Genomic DNA, 25,911 nt, shown 5'->3' on the forward strand with positions numbered 1-25,911 from the left:
CCATCGGCCCACAAAAAAGCCGGCATTAAGCCGGCTTTTCTTTGCGCGAGATTTACCCCGCTCGCCTCAACATCCAGAACCCGGCCACCGCACAAATCAAACTCGGGATCAGCACGGCCAGCAACGGCGGGAAGCCGAACACCAGGCTCGATGGGCCGAGCAGGTCCTGGGCAATGCGGAACACAAAGCCCACCAGCACGCCGGTAAACACGCGCTGGCCGAGCGTCACCGAACGCAGCGGACCAAAGATGAAGGAGATGGCCATCAGCACCAACGCGGCGGTCACCACCGGTTGCAGCACTTTGGTCCAGAACGCCAGCCAGTATTTGCCGTTAGCCAAGCCTTGGTCGGCCAGGTAATGGATGTAACGCCACAGACCGGTCACAGAGAGCGCTTCCGGCTCGAGCACCACAGTGCCGAGCAGTTGCGGCGTCAGCTGCACGTCCCAGCGCTCGGTCGGGGTTTGCACCACTTCGGTGTTGCGCTCATGGAATACGGTGGTCGCAACGTCTTCGAGCTGCCAATGGTCGCCCTGATACTGCGCCTTCTTGGCGAAGCTCGACGACTGCAAGTGCCGCTCTTTGTCGAACTCGTACCGGGTAACGCCATACAGCACGCCGTTGGGTTGCACGGCGTTGATGTGGACGAACTCGTTGCCCTGACGGTGCCACACGCCGCGCTTGGAACTCTGCGCTTCGCCGCCGCCCTGGGCCATGGAGCGGCTGGCCTGGCCGATATTTTCGCTCCAAGGCGCGAGGTATTCGCCGATCAGCACGCCGGCCAACATCAGCACCAGCATCGGTTTCATCACCGCCCAAACAATACGGCCAACCGACACACCGGCCGCTCGCATAATCGTCAGCTCGCTGCTGCTGGCCAGGCTACCCAGGCCAATCAGGCAACCGATCAACGCGGCCATCGGCAGCATTTCATAGACCCGCCGGGGCGAGGTCAGGAACACGTACCACGCCGCGTCGTCCAGGCCGTAGCTGCCCTGCACGTCGCCCAGTTCATCGATAAAGGCGAACAACAACGCCAAGCCAACGATGATGCCCAGCACCGACAAAATCGCCAAAAACACGGCTTTGCCGATGTAACGATCCAACTTAACCATGCGCCAACTCCCGCGCCATGCGGCGACCCGCCAACTTCAGGCGCATCGGCTCCCAGAACTGCAGCGTCAGACCAATCAGCAAAAACAACCCGTGTACCCACCACAAGCCAAGGCTCATGGGAATCTTGCCCTTGTCCAATGCGCCGCGAGCGGCGATCAGCAACGACAGGTACGCCATATAAAGAAGGATGGCCGGCAGCAACTTGAGGAAGCGACCCTGACGTGGGTTCACCCGCGACAGCGGCACCGCCAGCAATGTGACCACAAACACCAGCAGGGGAATGGATATGCGCCATTGCAGTTCGGCCTGATGGCGTGGCTCGTCGCTGCCGATCAGCTCGCGGGTAGTCAACGCTTCACGCTCACTGATATCGCTGCTGACTTCCGGTTTCACCAGCAACACGCCGTAGGTGTCGTACTTGATGGCGCGGTAGTCGGCAGCGCCGGGGTTGCCGTCGTAGCGGTAGCCGTTTTCCAGAATCAGGTAGCGGCTGCCGTCGGGCTGAATTTCCTGGCGGCCTTTATCGGCCACCAGCACGGTGATACCGCGCTCTTTATCGCCCTCTTTCGACAGGCGTTTTTCCGAGATGAAGATGCCGCCCAATTGGCTGCGGTCATCCGACATTTCCTGCGTGTAGGTCACGCGCGTGCCGCTGCGCATGGCCTGGAAACGGCCGGGAACCAGCGTGTCGAATTCGGTGAGGGCGTCTTGCTCATTGAGAATTTTCGCCACCTGGGCCACGCCTTGTGGCGCCAAGCCCATGCTCAGCCACGCCACAATCAATGCCACCAGCGTGGCCGGCGCCAAGGTGTAGGCCAGCAGGCGCTGTTGGCTCATGCCGGTGGCGGCCAGCACGGTCATTTCGCTGTCCAGGTACAAACGCCCGTACGCCAGCAAAATACCGAGGAACAATCCCAGCGGCAGAATCAGCTCAAGGAAACCTGGCAGGCGAAAGCCCATGATCAAAAACAGCACGCCGGGATCGAGCGCACCCTGCGCAGCCTGCGCCAGGTACTTGATGAAGCGACCACTCATGATGATCACCAGCAACACGGCACTCACCGCGCTGAGGGTCAGCAGCACTTCACGGGACAGATAACGGAAGACAATCAAACCAGACACTCCAGGGTTGTCAGGCTCAGGCGGCTAAGCTCAAACTAGCTGCCTGTTGCCGGCCCTATAAGGCCGACGACCGAAAAATTTGCAGGTGTGGATACGAAACCAACGCGGTTCACGCCTGCCGAACAACGACAAGGACGCGGAGTTTACTAGAGCCAGCTGCGCAGTCCGAGCCCGTTTTTGCAAAAGGCCTTTTCTGGCCGCGCGGTTCAACACCGATCGAGCGCGGCATTATCCTGTAATACCTACCGGTTGTCTTGGGGACTCCTCGCCATGGAATTTGTTGTTAAGAACGCACGTCCAGACGCACTGAAAACCGCCACCCTGGTAGTCGCCGTCGGCGAAGACCGCGCACTCAGCGGCGCCGCCCAGATTCTCGATGTCGCCAGCAACGGCGCACTCAGCAGCGTACTCAAGCGCGGCGACCTGACCGGCAAAGTCGGCCAAACCCTTCTGCTGCAAAGCCTGCCCAATCTCAAAGCCGAGCGCGTGTTGCTGGTCGGCGTTGGTAAAGAGAGCGAACTCTCTGACCGTCAACTGCGCAAAGTAGTCACCGCCGCGCACACTTCCTTGAAAAGCCTGGGCGGCAAAGACGCGGTTCTGGCCCTCGATGATTTGCAGGTAAAAGGTCGCGACACCTACAGCAAAACCCGTCTGGTGGTGGAAACCCTGGCCGACAACCAATACAGCTTCGAGCAATTCAAAAGCCAGAAGAGCAAACCCCGCCCTCTCGGCAAAATCACATTACTGACTGAGAAAGCCAGCCTCGCCGACGTCGAGCGCGCCAGCGTTCAAGCGCAAGCCATCGCTGCCGGCATGGCCTTTACCCGCGACCTCGGCAACCTGCCACCGAACATTTGCCACCCCACTTACCTGGGCGAGCAGGCCAAAGCCCTGGGCAAAGCCTACAAGGCGCTCAAGGTCGAGGTGCTGGATGAGAAAAAACTCAAAGACCTCGGCATGGGCTCGTTCCTGGCCGTGGCCCAGGGCAGCGTGCAACCGCCGCGCCTGATCGTGCTGCAATACAACGGCGGCAAGAAAGGCGAGCAGCCGTTTGCGCTGGTGGGTAAAGGCATCACCTTCGACACCGGCGGCATCAGCATCAAGCCCGCCGCCGGCATGGACGAAATGAAGTACGACATGGGCGGCGCCGCCAGTGTCTTCGGCACCTTTAAAGCCGTGCTCGAAATGCAGCTGCCGATCAACCTGGTGGGCGTTATGGCCTGCGCCGAAAACATGCCCAGCGGCAGCGCCACGCGCCCGGGCGACATCGTCACCACCATGAGCGGCCAGACCGTCGAAATTCTCAACACCGACGCCGAAGGCCGTCTGGTGCTGTGCGACGCCCTGACCTACACCGAGCGTTTCAAGCCACAAGCGGTCATCGACATCGCCACCCTGACCGGCGCCTGCATCGTCGCGCTGGGCAGCCACACCTCCGGTCTGCTCGGCAATAACGACGAACTGGTGCAACAGCTGCTCGCCGCTGGCCAAACCGCTGACGACCGTGCCTGGCAGTTGCCGCTGTTCGACGAATACCAGGAGCAGCTCGACAGCCCGTTCGCCGACATCGCCAACATTGGCGGGCCGAAAGCCGGCACCATCACCGCCGCCTGCTTCCTGTCGCGCTTCACCAAAAACCTCAACTGGGCGCACCTGGACATTGCCGGCACGGCGTGGATCAGCGGCGGCAAAGACAAGGGCGCCACCGGCCGCCCGGTGCCATTGCTGACGCAATATCTGTTAGATCGCATCAAGGTTTAAAACGGCGCTGTTCCTGTGGGAGCGGCTTTAGCCGCGATGTTTTTCAGGAGCATCGCGGCTAAAGCCGCTCCTACAAAGAGCGTTTTACGCATTCTGAGAACCCACTCCACCATGCCCCGCATCGAATTCTACGTCCTCTCCTCCACCGTCCCCGCCGACCGTTTGCGCGCGGCGTGTCAGTTGGCGATGAAGGCCTGGCGCCACGGCATGCCCGTGTTCATGCGCGCAAGCGATGAAGCGCAATGCAGCGAAGTGGACGAACTTTTGTGGCGTTTCAAGGCCGAAACCTTCGTACCCCACAGCCTGCACCGCGACGCACCGAATGCGCCGGTGGTGATTGGCCTGGACGACGAGCCGGCGGCCAGCCAAGGCTTGCTCATCAACCTCAACAGCAGCCTGTCACCCCATGTGCAACGTTTCAGCCGGGTGATCGAAATCGTTAACCAGCAACCCGAACAATTGGCGAGCTCGCGGGAAAACTTCCGCACCTACCGCCAGCAGGGTTATGACCCCAAGCGAGTTGAACTGTAGCCTGCCCATGGACACACCAAAACCGCCGCAAAAGCCCCACCACCTGCTCGACGACCTGGAGTCGATTCGTGAGTTTCTGAGCCACAAGGAACCCACCGGCCCAGGCGTTACCGACGATTTTGCCGATTTGCCGCTGCTCACCGACTCGGTGGAAATGGGCCAGATTCCGCTGCTCTCCGACATCGTCGCGCCCGGCCCCACGGCGCCAGCTCCTGTCACCGCGCAGCCCCTGCTTCATTCAGCGCCGCCACCGCAGCCTGAGCCGCAGCCGCGCCCGAGCATTCCCGCCGCGCCCGCCCATGTGCCGCCGCCTGCGGTCGCCCGCCCCGACCCATCGCCGGCTGCGCTAACGCCGCCACCGCCATCTGCCTCAGCGCCCGCGCCGGCGCCAGCGAACACCGCCCAAACGGTGCAGCGCAGCGTAATGACCAGCAACACCACCAGCGACCTGCTGCGCCTGGACGCAGAACTGCGCGCCGCCGCGCAGTTGATTCTGCAAGACGTCATCGACGACTTCGTGCCGCAAATTGAAGCCGAACTCAAACGCCGCCTCGAAGCGCGCCTGACCCGACTGTTGCCGCCGCGTAAGGGTTGAGCTAACGCAATGGCTTGCCCGCCTTACCGGCGAGTCACGCCATAATCCGTCCCAAACGACCGTCATCCCCGCGAACGCGGGGGTCCAGGCTCGCGCAGAGGGATGCGATTTCAAAGCAGCCGCAACCATTTCCCCGTGGGACCATTGAAAACCCCGACAAACCGGTGCTCCACCCCAACCCCGCATCACTCGCGTTCCCCGATCGCAGCCATCCCCGTTATACTTCCCGGCTTTCCGATTAGCTGCCAAAACAGGGTCCCGATCCGCATGGACAAGACGTACCAGCCCCACGCCATTGAAACCTCCTGGTACGAAACCTGGGAGTCGAAGAACTATTTCGCCCCGCAAGGTAGCGGCGACTCCTACACCATCATGATCCCGCCGCCGAACGTCACCGGCAGCCTGCACATGGGCCACGGCTTCAACAACGCGATCATGGATGCGCTGATTCGCTTTCGTCGGATGCAAGGTCGCAACACCCTGTGGCAGCCCGGCACCGACCACGCCGGCATCGCCACGCAAATGTTGGTAGAGCGTCAAATCGGCGCCCAAGGCCTAAGCCGCCACGACCTGGGGCGTGAAAAATTCCTGGAAAAAGTCTGGGAATGGAAAGGCCAGTCCGGCGGCAATATCAGCCGGCAAATTCGCCGCCTCGGCTCCTCCGTTGACTGGAGCCGCGAAAAATTCACCATGGACCCCGACCTGTCAGAAGCCGTGCAGGAAGCGTTCGTGCGCTTGCATGAGGACGGCCTGATCTATCGCGGCAAGCGTCTGGTGAACTGGGACACCAAGCTGCACACCGCCATTTCCGACTTGGAAGTGGAAAACCACGACGAGAAAGGTTTCCTCTGGAACCTGCGTTACCCGTTGGCCGACGGCGCCAAAACCGCCGATGGCCTGGGCTATCTGATCGTCGCCACCACCCGCCCGGAAACCCTGCTGGGTGACAGCGCCGTCGCTGTGCACCCGAGCGATGAGCGTTATCAAGCGCTGATCGGCAAGTTCGTTGAACTGCCACTGGTTGGCCGCCGCATTCCTATTGTTGCCGACGAGTACTGCGACCCCGAATTCGGCACCGGCTGCGTGAAAATCACCCCGGCGCACGACTTCAACGACTACGAAGTAGGCAAGCGCCACAACCTGCCGCTGATCAACGTGCTGGACAAAAACGCCGCCCTGCTCGGCCGCGCCCAGGTGTTCAACATCGACGGCAGCGTCAACGCCGAGTTCGACGCCAGCTTGCCGCAGCAATACGCCGGCATGGACCGCTTCGTCGCGCGCAAGCAAATGGTTGCCGACCTCGACGCCCAGGGCTTGCTTGAAAAAGTCGATGACCACGCCTTGAAAGTGCCTAAGGGCGACCGCTCGGGCACCGTGATCGAGCCGTGGCTGACGGATCAGTGGTACGTGTCCACCAAGCCGCTGGCCGAAAAAGCCATCGCTGTTGTTGAGAGCGGCGAAATTCAGTTCGTGCCCAAGCAGTACGAAAACATGTACTTCAGCTGGATGCGCGACATCCAGGACTGGTGCATCAGCCGCCAACTCTGGTGGGGCCACCGCATTCCGGCCTGGTACGACGAAGCCGGCCAGGTTTATGTAGGCCGTGACGAAGCAGAGGTGCGCGCCAAGCACAACCTCGGCGACATCGCCCTGCGCCAGGACGAAGACGTGCTCGACACCTGGTTCAGCTCCGGCCTGTGGACGTTCTCCACCCTCGGCTGGCCCAACCAGACCGAAGCGCTGAAAACCTTCCACCCCACCGACGTGCTGGTGACCGGTTTCGACATCATTTTCTTCTGGGTCGCCCGGATGATCATGCTGTCCACCCACCTGACCGGGCAGATTCCGTTCAAGACCGTGTATGTGCACGGTCTGGTGCGCGACGGCCAAGGCCAGAAAATGTCCAAGTCCAAGGGCAACGTGCTCGACCCGTTGGACATCGTCGACGGCATCGACCTCGACACGCTGCTGGAAAAACGCACCAGCGGCCTGATGCAGCCGAAAATGGCCGAGAAAATCGCCAAGCAAACCAAGGCGGAATTCCCCGAAGGCATCGCCAGCTACGGCACCGACGCCCTGCGCTTCACCTTCTGCTCGCTGGCCTCCACCGGCCGCGACATCAAGTTCGACATGGGCCGCGTCGAGGGCTACCGCAACTTCTGCAACAAGCTGTGGAACGCCGCCAACTTTGTGATTGAAAACACCGACGGCCAGGACACCGGCGTTAACGGAGAAGAAGTCGACTTGTCCTCGGTGGACCGCTGGATCATCTCCCAGCTGCAACGCACCGAAGCCGAAGTAACCCGTCAACTCGACAATTTCCGCTTCGACCTGGCCGCACAAAGCCTCTACGAATTCGTGTGGGACGAGTACTGCGCCTGGTACCTGGAACTGGTCAAACCGGTTCTGTGGGACGAGAACGCGCCCATCGAGCGCCAGCGCGGTACCCGTCGCACGCTGGTGCGCGTGCTCGAAGTCATCCTGCGCCTGGCGCATCCGTTTATGCCGTTTATCACCGAAGAAATCTGGCAGCGCATCAAAGCGCAGGCCGGCGTCAGCGGTGAAACCATCATGCTGCAAGCCTGGCCCGTGGCTAACGAAACACGCATCGATGCCGCTGCCGAAGGCGATATCGAGTGGGTAAAAGCGCTGATGTTGGGCCTGCGCCAGATCCGTGGCGAGATGAACATCTCCATGGCCAAACGCATCGACGTGTTCCTGCAAAACGTCAGCAGTGAAGACCAGCGTCGCCTCAACGACAACGCGCCGCTGCTGAACAAACTGGCCAAGCTCGATAACGTCACCGTGCTGGCGGCCGGCGCTGAAGCCCCCATGTCTGCCACCGCCTTGGTGGGCGACATGCAGGTGCTGGTGCCCATGGCCGGGCTGATCGACAAGGACGCCGAACTGGCGCGCCTGGACAAAGAGATTCAACGTCTCAGCCAGGAAGTGCAGCGTGTTGGCGGCAAACTTGGCAACGCCGCGTTTGTCGACAAGGCACCCGCCGACGTCATCGCCAAAGAGCGCGCCAAACTGGCCGAGGCCGAACAGGCCGTGGCCAAGTTCAATGAACAGCGCGCCCGCATCGCCAGCCTCTAAGCTCTCTACTCCACGGCCCTGATTTTCAGGGCCGTTTCTTATCGAGGTCGCCGCCATGGATGTCAGCAAAACCAAAAGCAGCTACTACCGCCGCCTGTACGTGGCGTGGTTGATCGACAGCGGCGGCGCCACCAATGTGCCGGCGTTGGTGGGTGTCACCGGCATGCCTCGGCGTACCGCTCAAGACACCTTGCTGGCCCTGGCCGACCTGGATATCGACTGTCACTTCGCCCAGCAAGCCGGCGAGCGCAACAACGCCGGGCACTACGAAATTCGCAGTTGGGGCGCCATCGACAAACAGTGGATCGGCGCCAACCTGCCACAAATAAAGCGCGTTCTGGGTTATCCGTAATGTCCGCAAAAAAACCGGCACAGGCTGAGAAGAAGGCCGTGCTGCACCCGCGTAACCGCCATCAAGGCCGTTACGACTTTGCCCAGATGATCAAAGCCAGCCCCGAGCTGGGCGCCTTTCTGATCATCAACCCCTACGGCAAGCAAAGCATCGACTTCGCCAATCCTGCGGCAGTAAAAGCCTTCAACCGCGCGCTGCTTCAGCAGTTCTACGGCGTTCGCGGCTGGGACATTCCGCCGGCTTACCTGTGCCCACCCGTGCCGGGCCGTGCCGACTATTTGCACTACCTAGCTGACCTGCTCGGCGCCAGCCATGACGGGGTCATCCCGCGCGGTGCGGGCGTGCGCGGTCTGGACATCGGCGTGGGCGCCAACTGCATCTATCCGCTGATTGGTCAGCATGAGTACGGCTGGAGCTTTGTCGGCGCCGACATCGATGCGCAGTCGCTGGCCTCGGCCGCTGCCATTCTTAGCGCCAACCCGCAGGCTGCTGCGGCGATCGAATTACGTCAGCAAACAGACGCCACGCATATCTTCAACGGCCTGATCGGCAGCGAAGAACGCTTCGATTTCACCCTCTGCAATCCACCCTTCCACGCCTCGCTGGACGAAGCCCGCAGCGGCAGCCAGCGCAAGTGGAAAAACCTCGGCAAGCTCGACCCCAACCGCACGCTGCCCGAACTTAACTTTGGCGGGCAAAGCAACGAACTCCATTGTGAAGGGGGCGAGTTGGCGTTTGTCAGCCGCATGGCCGAAGAAAGCGTGGCCGTTGGCGAGCAGGTGTTTTGCTTCAGCACTCTGGTGTCGAAAGTCAGCAACGTCGCCTTGCTGCAAGCGCGGCTGCAAACCCTCGGGGCCGGCGATATTCGAGTGGTGGATATGGCCCAAGGGCAAAAGCAGAGCCGTTTCGTGGCCTGGACGTTCCTCGACAAGAACCAGCGCCGCGCGTGGCGCAAAGCGCGTTGGGGTTAGTTCAAAACGGTAGGCAATTCCCCGTCGTCCGCGTAAAAGCGGGAATCCGGAATCGCTGAGCGTTCCCCTCTATCGAGACCGACGCAACACCCTGGATTGCGCGTGCGCGGGAATGACGATGGGTTAAGTCAGGAGTGGCCCAACGTTGCACTCGGCACTCCGAACAGCAGATCGAAACCCCACTGAAATACAAACGCGTACAGAAGAAAAAACAGCATCAGGGAAAAATCGGCCACCAGCGCTTGCCACCAGTCGATGCTCAACCCCCAAACCAACATCGGCACCGTCATCAGCAACAACCCCAACTCGAACGTGACCGCATGTAGAACCCGTCGCGCCAACGTGCGCTGAGGTTTGCGCTGACGCTTTTCCCAGCCCTCGAACAGGCTGTTGAACACCATATTCCACACCAGCGCCACCAGGCACAGCGCCGCTGCCAAGGCGCCCGTAGCGGCCAGTCCGCCGTCGAACACCCAAGCCAGCGCAGGCGTAATCAGCACCAGTGCCACCGCTTCGTAACTGATGGCTTGCACCACTTTACGTTTTTTGCCTTGCATCACCGCGTACTCACGCTTGCCAATGTGCGGCCACTGTATTTCTAATGCACTGAAACCTTCAGTCAGCTTGTTTCAGGAAATCTGATAGATGAGCCTCAGCAAAGACGCCGTGCAAGTGTTCCTCGCCGTGCTCGACAAGGGCTCGTTCTCGGCGGCGGCGCGCAGCATTGGGCGGGTTCCTTCGGCAGTGAGCATGACCATCAGCAATCTGGAAGCCGACCTGAATCTGGAGCTGTTCGACCGTTCCGGCCGTGAGCCGCAACCCACCGCCGCGGCGCTTGCCCTGCAAGCCAAGGCACGTTTCATGTTGCAGCAGTTCGAGCTGTGGGAAGCGCAAGCCTTGGCGTTGTCGACTGGATTGGAGAGCTGCCTGAGCCTGGCCATCGCCCCGGAACTGCTCGCCTCCGATTGGGCCACGCCACTGGCCAAGCTGGCTGAGCGCTACCCGACCTTGGATGTAGAAGTGCTGGCCGCGCCCGAAGCCGATGCCATTCGCCTGCTGCATGAAGGCCGTGTGCAGTTGGCGCTGGTGTTTGAAAACCCCAACTTCGACAGCCGCGAGTGCTGCCAGGAAACCACCCAGGAAACGCTGTTGGCAGTCATTGCTCCGCACCATCCCGCCATCGCCAGCGGCCGCCAACTGCGCATCGATGAACTGGCCGAGCACCGGCAAATCGTCGTGGCCGGGCGTGACCCGGAGCCGCTGCAACCGCGTTTTCTGCAAGCCCATCACCACTGGCGCACCGACAGCCACACCGCCGCCCTGCGCATGATGCAGGCCGGGCTCGGCTGGGGCTATTTGCCGGAGTCGTTGGTGCGCCCAACATTGCAGGCCGGCAGCTTGGTGGAATTGCAGCTGAGCAACATTTCCCAGCTCTCTTTGTGGGTCGACTTGGTGTGGTCCAACAGCAGGCCACTGGGCCTCGGTGCGCAGCACTTTATTGAGCTAGTGCGCGACCAGCGCCAACAGGCCACCAAGCGCTCTAAACCGCACTGATTCGGGGCATTAAATTGCCCTGTCGAAGCCGCAGAGTTCTGATAGCCTTCCGGTTTCTTCGACTGGCCAGAGCAGGTGAAACATGACTGAGGAGACCGACCGCATGGCCGTGTATGCCCGTCGTGTTCCTGTCGTTTGCCGACTGTTGCTGGCCGCGCTGTTTACCCTTCCCGTGATGGCTTCAGCCGAACCGAATAACACCGGCGGCAAGCTGCGCGTACTCACCGAACATTCGCCACCCGGCGAATACCAGGAAGCGTCCGGTCGCGTGACCGGGCCCACCGCCGAGATGGTGCGCGAGTTGATGCGGCGTGCCGGCGAAAGCGCCGAAATAGAATTGCACCCGTGGAAGCGCGGTTACGACTACGCCTTGAGCGACCAGCCCGTCGCGCTGTTCGAAACGGCCCGCACCCGCGAACGCGAAAACCTATTCAAGTGGGTGGGACCGATCAAGCGCATCTCTCGGGGGCTGTATGCCCTCGAAGAGAATGCCCAGCCGCTGGAACGCCTGGAAGATGCCCGCGCCAGCTCCGGCATTTGCGCCTACAACGGCGACAGCAGCGCCGACCTGCTGGTGCAGCAGGGCTTCGCTAACCTGGCCCTGCCGACCTTGCCGGAACAATGCCTAAGCATGTTGCTGCACAAACGCGTCGCCATGTGGGCCACCAGTGATGTCGAAAAAGACGCCTTCCTGGCCAGCCTCAGTCTGCCGCCCACCACCATCACCCGCGTGCTTAAACTGGAAATGCGCGAGTTGTACATCGCTTTCTCCCTCGCCACTCCCGACAGCACGGTGCAGCGCTGGCAAACCGCACTCGATGAGATGAAACGCGACGGCACCCTGGCCACGTTTTATCGCGGCACCTATTCAGAAGAGCAGATCACAGCGGTGAGTTCGGTGGAATAAGTCTCCACACCACCCCTGTAGGAGCGGCTTTAGCCGCGATGGGTCGGGCCTGCAAAAGCTCGCGGCTGAAGCCGCTCCTACAGGTACGTGCATTACCCCGGCGTCACCGCATATCGCCGATCCAGTGCGCTGTAGCCCAACCCCACACTTTTGTGCACTTTCAGTTGCACCGGTATCCGCTCTTTCAGGGCTTCGACGTGGCTGATGATGCCGATCATTTTGCCGCTGGCGTTCAGCGCGTCGAGAGCGTCGAGCGCCACCTCCAGCGTCTCGCCGTCGAGCGTGCCGAAGCCTTCGTCGAGGAACAGCGAGTCGATGCTGGTTTTGTGGCTGACCAGGTCGGACAGAGCCAATGCCAACGCCAGGCTGACGAGAAAACTCTCGCCGCCCGACAGCGTTTTGCAATCGCGGGCGACGTCGCCTTGCCAAGTGTCCAGCACTTCAAGTTCCAGTTCGCCGCTGCCGCGCCGCGCTAGTTGGTAGCGGCCGTGCAGGCGCTGTAGCTGCTGATTGGCGAGATAGACCAGATGATCGAGTGTCAGGCCTTGGGCGAACTTGCGGTACTTGGCGCCGTCCGCTGAGCCGATCAATCCGTTGAGGTGCTGCCACAGGTCATGCTCGGCGCCCTTGTCTGTGATCGCCGCAAACAACGCTTGCTGACTGGCACGGCGAGTGGTGTCGCTGTGCAGTTGCGCGCGGATTTCACCCTGGCGTTGGCTGAGCTGTTTGAGCTGCTCGCTAACCTGTTGCGTCTGGGCATCCAGCTGCTCGCTCGCCAGTTCGGTAAGCGGCGTGGCTTGTAAGCGCGCGAGCGCTTCGCTGCTGGCGGCATGCAGGGCCTGGGCTTCGGTCAGGGCTTTTTCCAGTGAGGTTTTCAGCGCCTGCAACTGCGCCTGTTGCGCCTCGCTCAATAGTGCTGCCTGGTACGCCGCCTCGTCGGCAAACGGGCTCTGCGCCAGCGCCTCGTGCCAGACCTGCTGCGCCGATTGCAGGGTGCGTTGATCCGCTTCCAGCAGTTCGCTGAGGGTCTGGTGTTTGCCGAGCAAGGCGCTGACATGTTGCAACGCAGCGTTGTAGTCCTGCTCAACCGCTGCCAAGCGAGACAGTGCATCGTCGTCCTCAGGTACCGGCGCCAGTGCTTCCTGGCCTTGGGCTTGCCAACGTTGCTGCCACTGGGCGCTGACTTCGGTGGCGGTATTCAACGCATGTTGGGCGTCGATCAGTTGCCCTTGCACATCAAGCAGCGCGCGCTGGCGCGCTTGGTAGCGGCTCCATTCCTGTTCACGTTCCGCTATCCACTGGGCGCCGTCTTCAGGCAGGGCGTAGCCCAGTTCAGTCAACGCGGCGGCCAGGCGTGTTTGCTGGTCGCCGCGCTGTTCGATTACACGAGCCAATTGCTCGTCGAGTTCTGCCTGCTGCTGCGCCGTGGCGTGCTGGTCTTTGTGCAGTAGCGCGAGCTGTTGGAGGCGGTCGCGATGGTGCAGCTGCGCCGCTTGACTGGCGGTGCGCGCCGAATCGATAGCGGCCTTGAGCACGTCCACCGCCGCGAGGCGCTGCTGCAGGTCTTCGAGTGCGAGTTGATGGCGCGCCTGCTCCGCCTTGAGTTCAGCGTTGTCTTCCAGGTCCACGTTCAATGTGGAGCACTGCTCGGTCCATTGCTGGGCCTGCTGCACTCGCTCACGCTCCACGTTTTGCTGTTGCTGGGTCTGTTGCTGGGCGCGCTCTACCAGCGCGGCCAGCTCGGCGCTGACGGCTTCGCCCTGGGCCCGCAGCGTATCCAACTGCGTTTTTTTCGCCAGCAGTTCCCGTTGCGTCGCCGAGCTGTCGAGCTGTTGATAAGCACTGACGGCCGGATGCTCCAAGGCGCCGCACAACGGGCACGGCTCATGCGCTTGCAACTGCGCCCGGTAGGCATCCAGCGCCTGAATGCGCTGCTCTTGCTCCAGCAATTTTTCCTTGTCACGCACCTGTTGCTGCACGTCTTTGTACTGCTCGCGCAGCGCGATAAGGCTTTGCTCCTTGGCGTCTTTTTCCAGTGCTAACTCCGCTAACGCCGTTGCCAATTGCTGGGCCTGTTGCGCCAGTTGTTGGCGTTGCAGGCCAATCTGCTGCAAGCGCTCCAGGCCATGCCCCTGAGCAACCAGACGTTGGCCAAGGTCGCGCAGTTGAGCGTCGGCCTGGCCGGCCAACAGAGTTTGCAGCTGTTGGTGCTGCGCCTGTTCGGCGGCCTCGGTGCGCTGTAGTTGCTCCTGCGCCTCGGCCACTTGCGCCGTCACCGTGTTCAGTTGCTGCGCGACGCTGGTGGCGGATTGCGCGAGCGCTTGGTGACGCTGTTGCAGTTGCGCAATGGCGGCGGCCAGTTCGGCGTCGGCGGCGAACTGTTCGCGCCATACGCCAAGTTTTTCGCCCCATTGAGCGTGGTGCGGTTGCTCGGCGAGCTGCTGACTCAACGTCTGCAACTGGTCAGACAGTTGCGCAGCCCGCGTGTGGCGAGCGGCGGCGATGTGTTGACTCAGCTGACACGCCTGCCAGAGGTCGCGCTGCACCTGTTGGCTGGCTTGGCGCTGGGCCTGCTCGGTGCTTTCCAGTTCCTGAGTGCGTTGCGCCACGCACTGCAACGCCCGTTGCCAGGCGCTATGGCTGGGCTGCAATTTCAGCGCCGGGGCGCTGGCGGCTAGGCGCTGCAAGTGCGGCTCTGCCTCGGCCAGTTGGGCGCTAGCGTGTTGCGCCTGAGTCGCGGCCAACTGCGCCTGACGCTCGGCTTTTGCGAGGTCTTCGCGCCACTGCCGCTGCTGCTGAAGCTGCTGCTGTTCGGCAAGCAATACGGCCTCGCTGGCGCCCAGCTGCGCGCCCTCCTCTTCCAGCACCTGACGCTGCTCATCGGTGAGCAACTCGACGCCCTCGGCGCGGGCGCGCAGGTGGCCCAGCTCGTCACGCACCTCGCGGGTGCGCTCGAATACGCGCTGGGAAATCTGCCCATAAATGTCGGTGCCGGTCAGCTCTTCCAACAGCTCGGCGCGCTGATTGGCGTTGGCTTCGAGAAACGCCGCAAAGCCGCCTTGCGCCAGCAACATGGACTTGGTGAACCGCTCGAAATCGAGCCCCGTCAGGCTTTCGGTCAGCCGGTACTTTTCGTTGATCTTGTCGCTGAGAATTTCGCCCTCGCCGGTGTTGGCATCGACCTTGGCCAGCTCGACCTTGGGCGCCTGCAATGCGCCGTCGCTTTTGTCCCGCGCGCGGCGTTGGCTCCAGAAGGCCCGATAGCGCTGGCCCTTCACCTCAAACTCCACCTCAGCCAGGCAATCGGCGGTATGGCGGGTCATTAATTCGTTGGCACTGGCCGACAACGTACTCATGCGCGGCGTGCGGTGGTAAAGCGCCAGGCAGATGGCGTCGAGCAATGTAGTTTTGCCGGCGCCCGTCGGCCCGGTGATGGCGAACAGACCGTTGTCTTTGAACGGCTCGGCGGCGAAGTCGACCTTCCATTCGCCCTTCAGGGAGTTGAGATTCTTGAGGCGCAGGCTGAGGATTTTCATACGTCCTCCTCACGCAATTCGCTGACCACTTGCCGGTATAAGCCATGCAAGCGCTGATGCAGTTCGGGCTCCACGCTTTCGCTGGCGAGGCGCTGGGCGAACACATCGTCGGTGCTCAACTCATCCAGCGTTTCCTTGGCGTTGGCTTGCAGGCTGGCGCTGGCATTACCGCGCTCACGACGAATTCGCAGCACCTCCACCGGTAGCCCTTCAGTCATCGCCTGAATGCGGGCTTGCAGATCGCTCAGGTAGTCGTCGCCACTCACGCACACTTCCAGCCACACCGGCCGCTCGGCCGTGCCCTGCTGCGCCGATTCGGTGATCGCCTGCTGCAACTCCACCAGCGAACCGCGCACCGACACCAGCGCCTGCGAGCGCGGCACCGTCAGCGCCTGGATGTTGGCCAACTCGCGCCCGGCAAACTCCACCAACAACACTTCTTTGCTCTGTTTGGCTTCGTCAAAGCTCAACGGAATGGGCGACCCGCAGTAGCGAATATGCTCCAGCCCCCCGACCTTCTGCGGCCGATGAATATGCCCCAGCGCGATATACGCGGCCGGCGGAAACGCACTGGTGGGGAAGGCTTCAAGGGCACCGACGTAAATCTCGCGCACCGACTCGCTGGCGCTGGCGCCGACGGTGGTGAGGTGGCCCGTGGCAATAATCGGCAGCGCACCGCCCAGCTCATCACGGCGAGTTTCAGCCAGGGCAAACAGCTGCTGGTAATGCTCGTGAATGGCTTCTTGCAGCGACAGCTGTTTGTCTTGCGCGCTCTGCCCAGCCTGGCTGAGCAATACGTCGCGAGGACGAATAAAAGGAATGCCGCACAGCAACGCGGCGGGGTTACCGGCGCGGTCGTTGAGCACCAGCACCTGCTCGCTTAGCGGATTGCACACGGCAGGAATAACGCGGGTATTCAGGTGCGCCAGCAGGCTTTTGCTTTCGCCGAGCATGGCCACCGAATCATGGTTGCCGCCCAGCACCACCAACTGCGTGCCGGTGGCGCGCAAGGCGACGATAAATTCGTTATACAACTCGCGGGCGTAACTGGGCGGAGCGCCGGTGTCGAAGATATCGCCGGCAATAATCAGCGCGTCCACGGCGTGCACCGCACATTGTTCAATCAACCATGTGGTAAAAGCCTGGTGCTCGGCTTGGCGGGTCTTGCCCATAAAATGCTGGCCAAGGTGCCAGTCAGAGCTGTGCAGAATGCGCATCCCGGTTTTATTCTCGCGGTTTTCAAGGCGCCAACCTTGAATCAAAGCGCCCCCCTTGGCAAATCACACCGCGCTGTGGTCGCAGCGCTCTGGAGCTTGATTCCCATGACGACAGCCAGCTACATCGACTTGTTGATCAGCGATTGCGATGGCGTACTGATCGACAGCGAAATCGTCGCCGAACGCATCCTGCGTGACGCCTTGGCCACGTTGGTTCCACGCCACGAACTGGATGTGGTGCTGCATGGCACATTCGGCCTGCAAGGGCGCGATATTTTGGCGCGGGTGCAAGCGCACTTCGGCATCGAATTGCCCGCCAGCTTTATCCGCGACCTGCAACACGGCACCGCCTCGCGCATACACGAACTGGCACAGCCTATTCCGGGCGCGCGCGACGCCTACATGAGCATCGATCTGCCGTTGGCCGTGGCGTCCAACAGCAACCTCGACGGCATCGTCCGCTCCCTGCACCGCTGCGAACTGACCGAACGCGTCGACAGCGGCATCTTCGCCGCCGAACAAGTGCCCCGCCCCAAACCGGCGCCAGACGTTTACCTGTTCGCCGCGAAAACCAACGGCGTGCCGCCCGAGCGCTGCCTGGTCGTGGAAGACAGCAGCACCGGCGTTACCGCCGCGCTGACCGCCGGCATGCGCGTGATCGGCTTTCTCGGCGCCAGCCACATTCCCCCCGAACACGGCGAAACCCTGCGCGAATTGGGCGTAGAGCACCTGATAAAACACATGGATGAACTGCCGGCACTGGTCGAACGCCTGCGCCGCGAGCCGCCGAAAAGGGTGTTGGTGTAGAGCCAGTTGCGAATCCGGAAGCTAGCCGGCGGCCACTTCAGGGTTGCCCTTACAAGCGATGGTACGGGGTTAAAACTCCCACGCCTTAACCACCACATGGGTTTTCACCTTGCGCATGCCGGGAAATTTTTCAATTTCCCCGCGCACTTCTGCCAGCCGTTGCATGGACGGCGCTTCGATGTAGACCAGCATGTCGGTCTCGCCGCTGATGCCGTTGCAACGTCGCACTTCGCTGAATGCGCGCAGGCGTTCAACGTAGCTTTCGCACGGGCCGCCTTCGTAGAACAGTTCCAGAAACGCTTTGATCGCGCTCTGCGGTTCGCCGATGCGGGCGTGGTAGCCCTGGATGACGCCGGTTTGTTCGAGGTGGCGCACCCGCTCGCTCACGGCGGAGCGCGACAGGTTTACTTCGCGGGCGATCTGGCTCACGGCCAGGCGGGCGTCGGCACGTAGCAGGGCGACGATCTGTTGATCGAATTTGTCCACGGGAATCTCGCGCTAAAAGCAGGTTGACGGTGACTTCCGCCAGTTTGCCGGGCAATGCCGACAGTCTGTCTAAACCGCTTAAATAACGCGCGGCTTACCATGGGCAACGACGGACCGCAGAGCATACCCCATGAGTCGCTTGAACCAAGAACTAAGCCTGTTGCAGGGCATCGGCCTGCTGAGTACTTCACTGCTCGGCACGGGCATTTTCGTGGTGCCGGCGTTGGCCGCCACTGCGGCAGGCGGCGCCTCGCTATGGGCGTGGGTGCTGCTGATTGCCTTGGTGTTGCCGGTGGCGTTTACCTTTGCGCAATTAGGGCGAAACTTTCCCCACGCGGGCGGCGCACCGCATTTGATCGGTCGCGCCTTCGGGCCGCGATCCGAGCGCGTCAGTGCGTTGTTGTTTCTCGCGGCGCTGCCGGTCGGCTTGCCCGCAGCGCTGAACATTTCCACCGGGTTTTTCCAGGCGCTGTTCGATATGGGCCGTGGCCAGGCGCTGGCGATTCAGTTGGCAACGCTGGGCGCCATGCTGCTGCTCGGACAACGCCCGGCGAAAGCCTCGGGCATGGTGCAAGGCGTGATCGCGCTGGCGATTATCGCCACGGTCGCACTGATTTGGTGGGCCGGCGATTTGCCCCACGCCAATCAACCGCTGCTGCCTGAGTTGAACGGTTCGTGGCACCTGATGCCGGCCGCGTTGGGCGTGATGTTCTGGTGCTTCGTGGGCATCGAAGCGTTCACTCACATGGGCGAGGAATTTAAACACCCGCACCGCGATTTCCCCCTCGCCTTGCTGCTGGGCGTGCTGCTCGCGGGCCTGGTGTATTGGGCCTGTTCGCTGGCGGTGCTGAGCTTCCATGCGTACGGCGACGTCACCACCGACGCCGCCTCCTTGCCGCGCATGTTGGACCAACTGTTCGGCGCCAAGGCGCGCTGGCTGAGCGCATTGATCGGCTACCTGGCCTGTTTCGCCTCAATGAATGTGTATGTGCAGGGCTTCGCGCGGTTGATCTGGAGCCTGGCCGATGAGGGCAAGCTGCCGCGTCCACTGGCGCAACGCAACCAACACGGCGTGCCGGCCCGCGCGCTGTTACTGGTAGTGATCAGTTGCGCGGTGTGCGCCAGCTTGACGGCGCTGCTGGATGTGTCGGTGGACCAACTGATTCGCTACGCCAACGGTAACTTCGTGCTGATTTATCTGTTCAGCATGGCGGCGGGGTGGGTGCTGCTCAAAGGCGTTTGGCGCTGGGTAGCAGCGTTCAGCGCATTGCTCTGCACGTTGGTGATGGTCGCCTTGGGCAATGACGCCTGGTACGCGGTGGGCCTGTTGCTGGTGTTGGCGGCGATGGACCTGGTGCGTTTTCGGCGCACCACTTCTATCGCACATTAGGACGAAGCTTCGCGAGCGAGCTCGCTCCTACGTAGCGATGCCAGAAGGTCTTGATGTGCGGATCCCGGCAAGCAAAAACAGCTCTTCGCGGTTACGCTCTATGCATTGTCGAGCGCCGCTAAGGATGTGCAATGCGTAGGATGTTGCGAGACCTCAAGATCATGCTGCTCACCAACCTGTGGATTGTGCCGGTGGTGGCAGCGCTGGTTGGCGCCCTCTTCTATTTCGTCGCCCCGCCCCCGCCGATGCACGCGCGCATGGCCACTGGCGCCGTGGGCGGCGGTTATCACGCCTTCGCGGAAAAACTCAAAGCCGAGCTGGAGAAGCAAGGCTTCACCTTGGAGCTGGTGCAAAGCCAAGGCTCGCAAGACAACCTCAACAAGCTCGCCAAAGGCGAGGTTGAGCTGGCGTTGGTGCAAAGCGGCCAGGAAGTCAGCATTGCCACAGACGAGCGAAACAAGCTCAGCGGCCTGGGTGTCATGTACCGCGAGCCGCTGTGGCTGTTCCTCGGCAAAAATGCCCGCTTCGACCGCCTCGCCGACTTGATGACCCTACGCGTGGCCATCGGTGCGCAAGACAGCGGCACCCAAGCGGTAACGGGCGCGCTGTTTGCCGCCAACCGTATCGAACCCGCGCAATACCCCAGCACCTGGCAAGCGCTGGGCGGCGGCAAGGCGGCGGATGCGTTGATCGCCGGTGAACTGGACGCCGCGTTTTTCGTCGGTCCGGCAGAGAACGCGTTGATCCAGCGCCTGGCAGCCGACCCTACGTTGCAACTGGTAAGCCTGCGTCGCACGGCCGCTTACCTCGCGCGGCTGCCGTACCTCACCGAGCTGCAAGTCGGCGAAGGCATGCTCGACATGGCGCAGAACACGCCCGATCACGACATCGTCACCCTCGGTCCCATGGCCACGCTGGTGAGCGGCGAAAACTTCCACCCCTCGCTCACTGCGCTGATTCTTGAAGCGGCGAAAACCGTGTTGAAAAACGGCAGCCTGCTCGACCCGGCCGGCAGCTATCCGGCACCGCCGCCGTTGTCGCTGCGCACGTTGGACGAGGCCGACTATTACTACAAAAAAGGCCTGCCGATTCTGCAGCGCTACTTGCCGTTTCGCATCGCGTCCCTGGCCGACCGCTACATCATTCTGGCGATTCCGCTGCTGGTGTTGCTGTTCCCGTTATTCAAAGCCATCGGCCCGATTTACCAATGGCGCATTCGCGCGCGCATTTACCGCTGGTACAAACACCTGCGCGAAATCGACCAGTTGCTTTACAAAGGCAAACTGCCCAGCGACCTCAGCGCCGAGATCGCCCGGCTCGAGCAACTGGAAGACGAACTGGCGCGCGTCGAGGTGCCGCTGTCTTACTCCAACGAGCTGTATGAGCTGCACATGCATTTGCGCTACATGATTGAGCGCCTTCAGGCCTTGCAGCGGCGACGCGCGCTCGTTGCCGAACACGCGCCGGCGAACGGCGTTTAAAAGCGCAGCTGCAGATAGCGCGCCGGACGCCGCCAGGAAGGCGTCATCGCGCCATTGACCAGGCGTTTGCTCAGCAGCCGCAATAGGTGTTTGAACGGCGGATGACGCTCGCGCTTGGCCAGGGCCTTGCCGGCCCGAAAATACCAGACGGCCAACTGGCTATCGTTGCCCTCCACGGCCTTGGCATAGCCTTTAAGCAGGTGCCACACCGCGCTGAAGTACGGGCGCAGCGTGGCGTCGCCGATGCTCTGTAGCCAATGGGCCAGCGCATCATGCTCTGCTGCCACTGCCGCATCGAATGCCAGCCAGACCATGGCGTCTACGCCGTCCGGTTCACGTTCGTGTGAACGCAACGACACGGCATGGGCGCTCTTGTGGCGACCGCGAATTCGCAGTGCCGTGGCCACGTTGTCGATGCCCCACACCGGCACGTCGTCGCGCTGCCAATCGCTTAGCCAGGCGAACATGGTTTCGTAGCGACCGTGGCGCATCAGCGCATAGGTCAGCGTGCCCCACAGCGCACCATCCGTAGCAATGGCCGGACGCGCCGCGTCCAGCGCCAGGCTCAGTTGGCGGTTGCAGTTCTGCCGGTCTGCCAGCAGCGTGAGCATGGCGGCTTTCGCCGCATGGTTCGGGTCGTTGCGCAGGGCTTTTTTGAACGCCTTGACCAGCGGTTCAAGCCCCCATTTACGTTCCTGCGCCCGGAACCAGGTATCGTACGCCGCCTCGTGCAAGGTGCCCTGTTCGACGCCCACTTCGAGCTGGCGGGCGAGCACTTTGTCTTTCCAGGGATAATCGCTCATCGCCTGTTTCCAGGCGTTTTGCGCCTCACCCTCCGTAGCCAGCGCCAGCAGCGCACGTTCCTTCAACGGCAAATCGTTGGCGGCCCGCGCCACTTTCAGGCCCAGCGTCCACGCCTCCGGCGACGGGCAGGACTGTAGCAAGCGCTGCACCGTTTCCAGCGCTTCGACCGGCGAGCGCAATTTCAATTTCAGGTCGACTTCGCGGTAGCCGGCGAATGCGTACTCGGGGTCCAGCGCGAAGGCCTTTTCAAACATGGGCAGCGCCTCTTCGTCACGCCCGCTAACCAACAATGCGTGCCCGAGGTAACCGTAGCTGACAGCCGACTTGGGTTCGATGCGCACTAACTGCTGAGCCGCGGTGAGGTAGTCGGCATAACGCTCCTGAGCGTCGTACCACTTGGCTAACTCTTCCCAGCCGTCGCGGTACGTTGGGTGCAGCTCGACGAGCTGGCGCATACCGGCAATTGCCGTGTCTACCTGCTCCGCTTCATACAGCGCGCGCGGGCCGAAAACCGCCAACTCCACCGGCACAGAACCACCCCAAACCGGTGCGGCGAGCAGCGCATGCAGCTCGTCATAGCGTTTGGCTTGCAGCAGCAGGTTGAGCAGGCGTTCGTTGCCTTGGCGATGACGCGGCGAGTAGCGCAGCGCTTCACGCAGCGCCCGCTCTTTGGCTTCAGCGTCTGCTTCAAGAATCGCCAGGGCTAGCCAGGCGTCAACATCGGCACTGCGCCGCTGAACCAATTCCTGCGCCAGTTGCAGTGGCCGCTGGGGTTCTTTCAGCGCTTCGCAGTAACGGCGCAATTGGTTCCAGGCCCAGCCGTTGCCGGGCTCGTCGCGTAACACGCGTTCGGCCTCATCGGCGGCGTACACATAAATTTCCTGCTCGCCCAGCACATAGGCCAGGTAGGCGCGCAGCTCGCTGTCGTCAGGCTCGCGTTTGAGCACATCGCGCAGCAGGGTTTCGGCCTCCGGCAACCGCCCGCCCAGCTCCAGCAGGCAATCCACGTAGAGGCTGACGGTGGCCGTCCAATGGGGACTGATGCGGAAACTTTCACGCAAGGTGACGAGGCTGTCTTCGAGCTGACCCTGTTGTTTTTGCAGGTCGGCTTTTTCCAGTGACAAACGGGGCAGGAACGGGAAGCGCTCGATGGCACTTTGCAACACGCTGCCGGCTTTTTCCGGCTGGCCCATGCGTCCATGTTGGCGCGCCAACACCACCCACAGCTGCCAGAGATCGGAGCGGTGATGCAACGCGTCGCTCAATTGTTCGAGCAGTTGTTCCGGCTCAATCAGGCCTTGCGCCTGCTCGGCGTAAGCCATCCAGCCGGCACCGAAGGTAATCTGGCGCGCCAGTTCACTGTGAATAAACGCCAGGTCTTGCTGGGCTTCTTCTCGGCTGTCGCGGGTGTCGAGCAGCACACCGATGGCGTAGTCGCTGTCGACGCTCAGACGCAGAGCGGTGCGCAGTGCGTCGCGCGCTTGCTCACGCTGGCCATGTTGCAGCAACACATAGGCCAGGGTTTGGTAGAGCGCGGGCGTGTTGGAGTTGAAGCGCTTCGCAAGTTCGCACAGGGTCAATGCCTCGTCAGGTCGGCCCTGGCGGGTTAGCACAACAGCCAGTTCGCGCAATGCCCACGCGTCTTGCGGGTGGTGCTCAAGCAAGCGCCGCAACGCTGCCTCAGCGTGGGAAAGGGAAATACGCTGAGCGCGCTGCACATGTAATTCGGCGATGCCGTAATGGTGTGGGTGCTCGGCTATCAGCCCTTGAACATAAGCGTCCGCCGCTTCATCGCCTTCCGTAAGCACCAACAGGCGCACCAGCATGCGGTGCGACACCATATTCAGCGGTTCCAGTGCAGCCGCTTCCTGACACCAGACCAGTGCCTGGTTGAGATCACCATTGCTGCGCTGGCTGCACAGTACCGAGGCGCGCAACCAACTGCTGCGGCGGCTGTAGGGTTCGGCCTGCTGCAGCCAGGCCAGCGCCTGCTCATGGTCGCCGTGGCGGCTGCAAAAGCTCGCCAGACTCAGCAGCACATCGACGTCTTGCGGTCGCCATTGCTGCGCCTGCTCCAGGGCGGCGCGGGCTTCGTGGTTCATTTCCAGTTCTTCGAGGAACTCGCTGAGGGTCAGGCTCGGGCCTGCGTCCAGTCGCCCCAGCCGCGCCTGACGCTGACGTAGAAATAGCAGGCCTTCATCCACCCGCCCGACGCAGCGCATGGCACGGAAGTATTCGCCGGCGAAGCTTTCCAGGGTGCCGTTCAGGCAACTGGCAATGCGGTACAACTCGCACGCTTGCTCGCGCAGCCCTTCGCTCCAACGTTGACCGGCCAGTATTCGCCAGCCGTGCGGCTCGAAAGGCGATTGGCGCAACGCGCGCTCCACCAGCAGTTGCACCTGCGCGTTCATGCGCTCGTCCGCGCTCAGCAAGTCGGCGTAGCGCAGGGTAATCAGCGGATCGCTCCAGCGTTCCTGGCCGTGTGATTGCAACCACGCCAGTTGTACATCGCGCGGCTGCAGCACTGCCAGGGACGACGTTTTCGACAAAATCAGGTTGGAGTCGGCGGGGAAACGCTCCAGCAGCTTTTCCACCGCCTCCAGGGTTTGCTGCTCGCGACCGTCGTAGCCGTACAGCGCGCGCTGGGCCTGCAAGGTCAAGCGATGGTCCGGGGCAAAGGCCAGCAGCTCGTCGACACACGCCACGGCGTCGGCACGCTGGTGGTTTTGCAAGGCGGCGTTGAACCGGTAATAGATGTCCCATAGCTCGCGGTCGGGCAGGTGCACGCCGTCGATTCGCGCCGCTTCGTCCATCGGCAGCATCAACATGCCGCGCGGCCCCGCCACCGCCTGATTGATAAACAGCGGCTCGGCCAGGTACTCGGCAAATTGTGACTGCGCCGGATCACGAATCAGCAGCGAGCCGCGCGGTTCGTCGTAGCCCACCACGGCCTGAAGGTGCCCGCTGCCGGTGTACTGAACGGTGAGCGTGAAGGGCACGCCGCGGTCAATTAGCGCCACGCTGGTCGGCCAGTCGACGGTGAATTCCACGGTCAGCCACTGGTTGTTCTGCGCCCAGGTGCGCTCAGCTAAATGGCTGGTGCCGTCGTAGCAGATAGCCTCTGCAACGTCGAGGTGCGACACGGCGCGGCCCCAGTAGCCCGACAGCGCGGTCAACGTGGCCGGGGCGCAGGTCATGTGGTGTTGACGAATAAACGTGACCGGCAGCACCTTGCGCTGCCCCTGCGGCGCGGCCAGGCGTTCGCGTATCGCCTGATAGAAGCCGCCGCCGGCCGCTTCGGCGTAGCCCGCAGCCGCTTCGTAGTCGCCGCGAAGACAGGCGATGTCGCAGCGCCGACCGGCGTACCAGTGCCCCCCGTTTTTATCGGCCAACAGCGCCCATTGCTGGGAGCGGTCAAACCACTCCCACGCTTCATCCAGGTGCTGACGCTCCAGCAACTGTTCGGCCAGTTGCCCGCACATCGCCGAACTTTCCATGCGCGCTGCAGCCGCCCGCAGGCGAGCCAGGGCCTGTTCGTCCTGGTTTAGCTGAAATTGCAAATCGGCCGCCTGCAACAGCGCATGGTGATGGTCGGGATGGCGCAACAACGCCGCTTCGCAGAGTTCCAGCGCTTCGTGAAAACGATCTTCGCGCTCGAGGCTGTAGCTGCGCTGTACGTCCAGCCACGGATCGTCCACCGCACAGGCTTGCACCTGGGCGTGCAACTCGGCGCTGCGGGAGAAGTCGCGAAGCTGGGCGTAGACCCGTGATTGAAACGCCAGCCACTCGGCACGGTGCGTGGCGTGTTCGGGCCACCACTCGGCGAGCTGGCGCATAAACTGCCAGGCCCGATACGGCCCTCGCCGCGCCAGCAGAAAATAGGCATAGCGCAGCCGCGACTCAGGTGCCAGCGGATAGCGTTTGTAGCCAAGGTAGGCCAGCACATCGGCCAGACGCGGTACGCCCAGTTGGTTGACCAACCGCGACGCCAGCGCCATGGCAACCGGGCCGCGCCATTGGCGGTAGTCCCCCAGCGATTGCGCCAGGCTGTGAGCCTGAGCAAACAGGCCTCGCTCCACCATCGCTTCGATGTGAGCAAGGTTTTGCGCGGTTGCAGCGCTCTCCATCTGGGGCGCAAAAGTGCTTGAAGAGTGCATCGACACCGTCCGTGGCCAGCAATAAA

At 62.2% G+C, this 25,911-nt stretch carries 18 protein-coding genes; 11 read left to right on the forward strand and 7 right to left on the reverse strand.

The genetic code is table 11. The features are described from left to right. Positions 1 to 52: 52 nt before the first annotated feature. Both lptG and lptF read right to left on the reverse strand, forming a co-directional pair. Positions 53 to 1,114: an LPS export ABC transporter permease LptG gene (gene lptG, locus AC0IW7_RS00990; RefSeq protein WP_463539893.1), complete on the reverse strand. Its 1,062-nt coding sequence runs from the start codon at positions 1,112 to 1,114 to the stop codon at positions 53 to 55. Then, positions 1,107 to 2,228 carry an LPS export ABC transporter permease LptF gene (gene lptF, locus AC0IW7_RS00995; protein WP_463383642.1) on the reverse strand — a complete coding sequence of 374 codons (1,122 nt, stop codon included), beginning with the start codon at positions 2,226 to 2,228 and terminating at the stop codon, positions 1,107 to 1,109. Before lptF ends, lptG begins: the two co-directional genes overlap by 8 nt. Before the next feature lie 279 nt (positions 2,229 to 2,507). Here lptF and AC0IW7_RS01000 point away from each other — a divergent pair, with 279 nt between their 5' ends. The 6 genes from AC0IW7_RS01000 (at position 2,508) to rlmF (ending at position 9,546) form a co-directional block, all read left to right on the forward strand. Then, positions 2,508 to 3,998: a leucyl aminopeptidase gene (locus tag AC0IW7_RS01000; protein WP_471815399.1), complete on the forward strand. Its 1,491-nt coding sequence runs from the start codon at positions 2,508 to 2,510 to the stop codon at positions 3,996 to 3,998. 111 nt (positions 3,999 to 4,109) lie between these two features. Further along, a complete protein-coding gene (locus tag AC0IW7_RS01005; RefSeq protein ID WP_471815400.1) occupies positions 4,110 to 4,529 on the forward strand; it encodes a DNA polymerase III subunit chi in 420 nt (139 codons plus the stop codon). A gap of 7 nt (positions 4,530 to 4,536) precedes the next feature. Next, on the forward strand, positions 4,537 to 5,124 hold the full coding sequence (locus tag AC0IW7_RS01010; protein ID WP_471815401.1) for a DNA polymerase III subunit chi: 588 nt from the start codon (positions 4,537 to 4,539) through the stop codon (positions 5,122 to 5,124). 267 nt (positions 5,125 to 5,391) lie between these two features. Beyond that, positions 5,392 to 8,223, forward strand: a complete 2,832-nt coding sequence (locus tag AC0IW7_RS01015; protein WP_471815402.1) for a valine--tRNA ligase — start codon at positions 5,392 to 5,394, stop codon at positions 8,221 to 8,223. Positions 8,224 to 8,278: 55 nt separating this feature from the next. After that, entirely contained in the window at positions 8,279 to 8,575 is a 297-nt protein-coding gene (locus AC0IW7_RS01020; protein ID WP_122494126.1) for a winged helix-turn-helix domain-containing protein, read from the forward strand. Next, on the forward strand, positions 8,575 to 9,546 hold the full coding sequence (rlmF, locus tag AC0IW7_RS01025; RefSeq protein ID WP_471815403.1) for a 23S rRNA (adenine(1618)-N(6))-methyltransferase RlmF: 972 nt from the start codon (positions 8,575 to 8,577) through the stop codon (positions 9,544 to 9,546). Before AC0IW7_RS01020 ends, rlmF begins: the two co-directional genes overlap by 1 nt. 128 nt (positions 9,547 to 9,674) lie before the next feature. Here the strand turns inward: rlmF and AC0IW7_RS01030 are convergent, their stop codons facing one another. Beyond that, a complete protein-coding gene (locus AC0IW7_RS01030; protein ID WP_471815404.1) occupies positions 9,675 to 10,103 on the reverse strand; it encodes a PACE efflux transporter in 429 nt (142 codons plus the stop codon). An 88-nt stretch (positions 10,104 to 10,191) separates the two neighbouring features. Here AC0IW7_RS01030 and AC0IW7_RS01035 point away from each other — a divergent pair, with 88 nt between their 5' ends. Further along, entirely contained in the window at positions 10,192 to 11,100 is a 909-nt protein-coding gene (locus tag AC0IW7_RS01035; protein WP_471815405.1) for a LysR family transcriptional regulator, read from the forward strand. An 82-nt stretch (positions 11,101 to 11,182) separates the two neighbouring features. Beyond that, positions 11,183 to 12,007, forward strand: a complete 825-nt coding sequence (locus AC0IW7_RS01040) for a substrate-binding periplasmic protein (RefSeq protein WP_471815406.1) — start codon at positions 11,183 to 11,185, stop codon at positions 12,005 to 12,007. Positions 12,008 to 12,099: 92 nt separating this feature from the next. On the opposite strand, the gene AC0IW7_RS01045 is transcribed toward AC0IW7_RS01040, so the two are convergent. Together AC0IW7_RS01045 and sbcD are read right to left on the reverse strand one after the other, a co-directional pair. Further along, a complete protein-coding gene (locus AC0IW7_RS01045) occupies positions 12,100 to 15,543 on the reverse strand; it encodes an AAA family ATPase (protein WP_471815407.1) in 3,444 nt (1,147 codons plus the stop codon). After that, positions 15,540 to 16,760: an exonuclease subunit SbcD gene (sbcD, locus tag AC0IW7_RS01050; RefSeq protein WP_471815598.1), complete on the reverse strand. Its 1,221-nt coding sequence runs from the start codon at positions 16,758 to 16,760 to the stop codon at positions 15,540 to 15,542. Before sbcD ends, AC0IW7_RS01045 begins: the two co-directional genes overlap by 4 nt. A 105-nt stretch (positions 16,761 to 16,865) precedes the next feature. On the opposite strand from sbcD, the gene AC0IW7_RS01055 reads away from it, so the two are divergent. After that, positions 16,866 to 17,567 (forward strand): HAD family hydrolase, encoded by a 702-nt coding sequence (locus tag AC0IW7_RS01055; protein WP_471815408.1) that lies wholly within the window; start codon positions 16,866 to 16,868, stop codon positions 17,565 to 17,567. A gap of 69 nt (positions 17,568 to 17,636) precedes the next feature. On the opposite strand, the gene AC0IW7_RS01060 is transcribed toward AC0IW7_RS01055, so the two are convergent. Next, a complete protein-coding gene (locus AC0IW7_RS01060; RefSeq protein WP_122494141.1) occupies positions 17,637 to 18,053 on the reverse strand; it encodes an Lrp/AsnC family transcriptional regulator in 417 nt (138 codons plus the stop codon). 130 nt (positions 18,054 to 18,183) lie between these two features. On the opposite strand from AC0IW7_RS01060, the gene yjeH reads away from it, so the two are divergent. Both yjeH and AC0IW7_RS01070 read left to right on the forward strand, forming a co-directional pair. Further along, entirely contained in the window at positions 18,184 to 19,443 is a 1,260-nt protein-coding gene (gene yjeH, locus AC0IW7_RS01065) for an L-methionine/branched-chain amino acid transporter (protein ID WP_471815409.1), read from the forward strand. Between the two features lie 131 nt (positions 19,444 to 19,574). After that, a complete protein-coding gene (locus AC0IW7_RS01070) occupies positions 19,575 to 20,924 on the forward strand; it encodes a TAXI family TRAP transporter solute-binding subunit (RefSeq protein ID WP_471815410.1) in 1,350 nt (449 codons plus the stop codon). On the opposite strand, the gene AC0IW7_RS01075 is transcribed toward AC0IW7_RS01070, so the two are convergent. Beyond that, the gene (locus AC0IW7_RS01075) at positions 20,921 to 25,885 is read right to left on the reverse strand and encodes a tetratricopeptide repeat protein (protein ID WP_471815411.1); all 4,965 of its coding nucleotides are present in this window, start codon (positions 25,883 to 25,885) and stop codon (positions 20,921 to 20,923) included. The genes AC0IW7_RS01070 and AC0IW7_RS01075 overlap by 4 nt on opposite strands. Positions 25,886 to 25,911 lie beyond the last annotated feature (26 nt).

Source organism: Pseudomonas sp. AC229 (genome assembly GCF_979254655.1).

Bases quoted from the DNA above. Each gene is read 5' to 3' on its own strand.
- AC0IW7_RS01040 (WP_471815406.1), top strand. From the start codon at position 11,183: ATGACTGAGGAGACCGACCGCATGGCCGTGTATGCCCGTCGTGTTCCT.
- AC0IW7_RS01000 (WP_471815399.1), top strand. From the start codon at position 2,508: ATGGAATTTGTTGTTAAGAACGCACGTCCAGACGCACTGAAAACCGCC.
- lptG (WP_463539893.1), bottom strand. From the start codon at position 1,114: ATGGTTAAGTTGGATCGTTACATCGGCAAAGCCGTGTTTTTGGCGATT.
- rlmF (WP_471815403.1), top strand. From the start codon at position 8,575: ATGTCCGCAAAAAAACCGGCACAGGCTGAGAAGAAGGCCGTGCTGCAC.
- AC0IW7_RS01005 (WP_471815400.1), top strand. From the start codon at position 4,110: ATGCCCCGCATCGAATTCTACGTCCTCTCCTCCACCGTCCCCGCCGAC.
- AC0IW7_RS01010 (WP_471815401.1), top strand. From the start codon at position 4,537: ATGGACACACCAAAACCGCCGCAAAAGCCCCACCACCTGCTCGACGAC.
- AC0IW7_RS01030 (WP_471815404.1), bottom strand. From the start codon at position 10,103: ATGCAAGGCAAAAAACGTAAAGTGGTGCAAGCCATCAGTTACGAAGCG.
- AC0IW7_RS01035 (WP_471815405.1), top strand. From the start codon at position 10,192: ATGAGCCTCAGCAAAGACGCCGTGCAAGTGTTCCTCGCCGTGCTCGAC.
- AC0IW7_RS01020 (WP_122494126.1), top strand. From the start codon at position 8,279: ATGGATGTCAGCAAAACCAAAAGCAGCTACTACCGCCGCCTGTACGTG.
- AC0IW7_RS01055 (WP_471815408.1), top strand. From the start codon at position 16,866: ATGACGACAGCCAGCTACATCGACTTGTTGATCAGCGATTGCGATGGC.
- AC0IW7_RS01070 (WP_471815410.1), top strand. From the start codon at position 19,575: ATGCGTAGGATGTTGCGAGACCTCAAGATCATGCTGCTCACCAACCTG.
- sbcD (WP_471815598.1), bottom strand. From the start codon at position 16,760: ATGCGCATTCTGCACAGCTCTGACTGGCACCTTGGCCAGCATTTTATG.
- AC0IW7_RS01015 (WP_471815402.1), top strand. From the start codon at position 5,392: ATGGACAAGACGTACCAGCCCCACGCCATTGAAACCTCCTGGTACGAA.
- AC0IW7_RS01045 (WP_471815407.1), bottom strand. From the start codon at position 15,543: ATGAAAATCCTCAGCCTGCGCCTCAAGAATCTCAACTCCCTGAAGGGC.
- yjeH (WP_471815409.1), top strand. From the start codon at position 18,184: ATGAGTCGCTTGAACCAAGAACTAAGCCTGTTGCAGGGCATCGGCCTG.
- AC0IW7_RS01075 (WP_471815411.1), bottom strand. From the start codon at position 25,885: ATGCACTCTTCAAGCACTTTTGCGCCCCAGATGGAGAGCGCTGCAACC.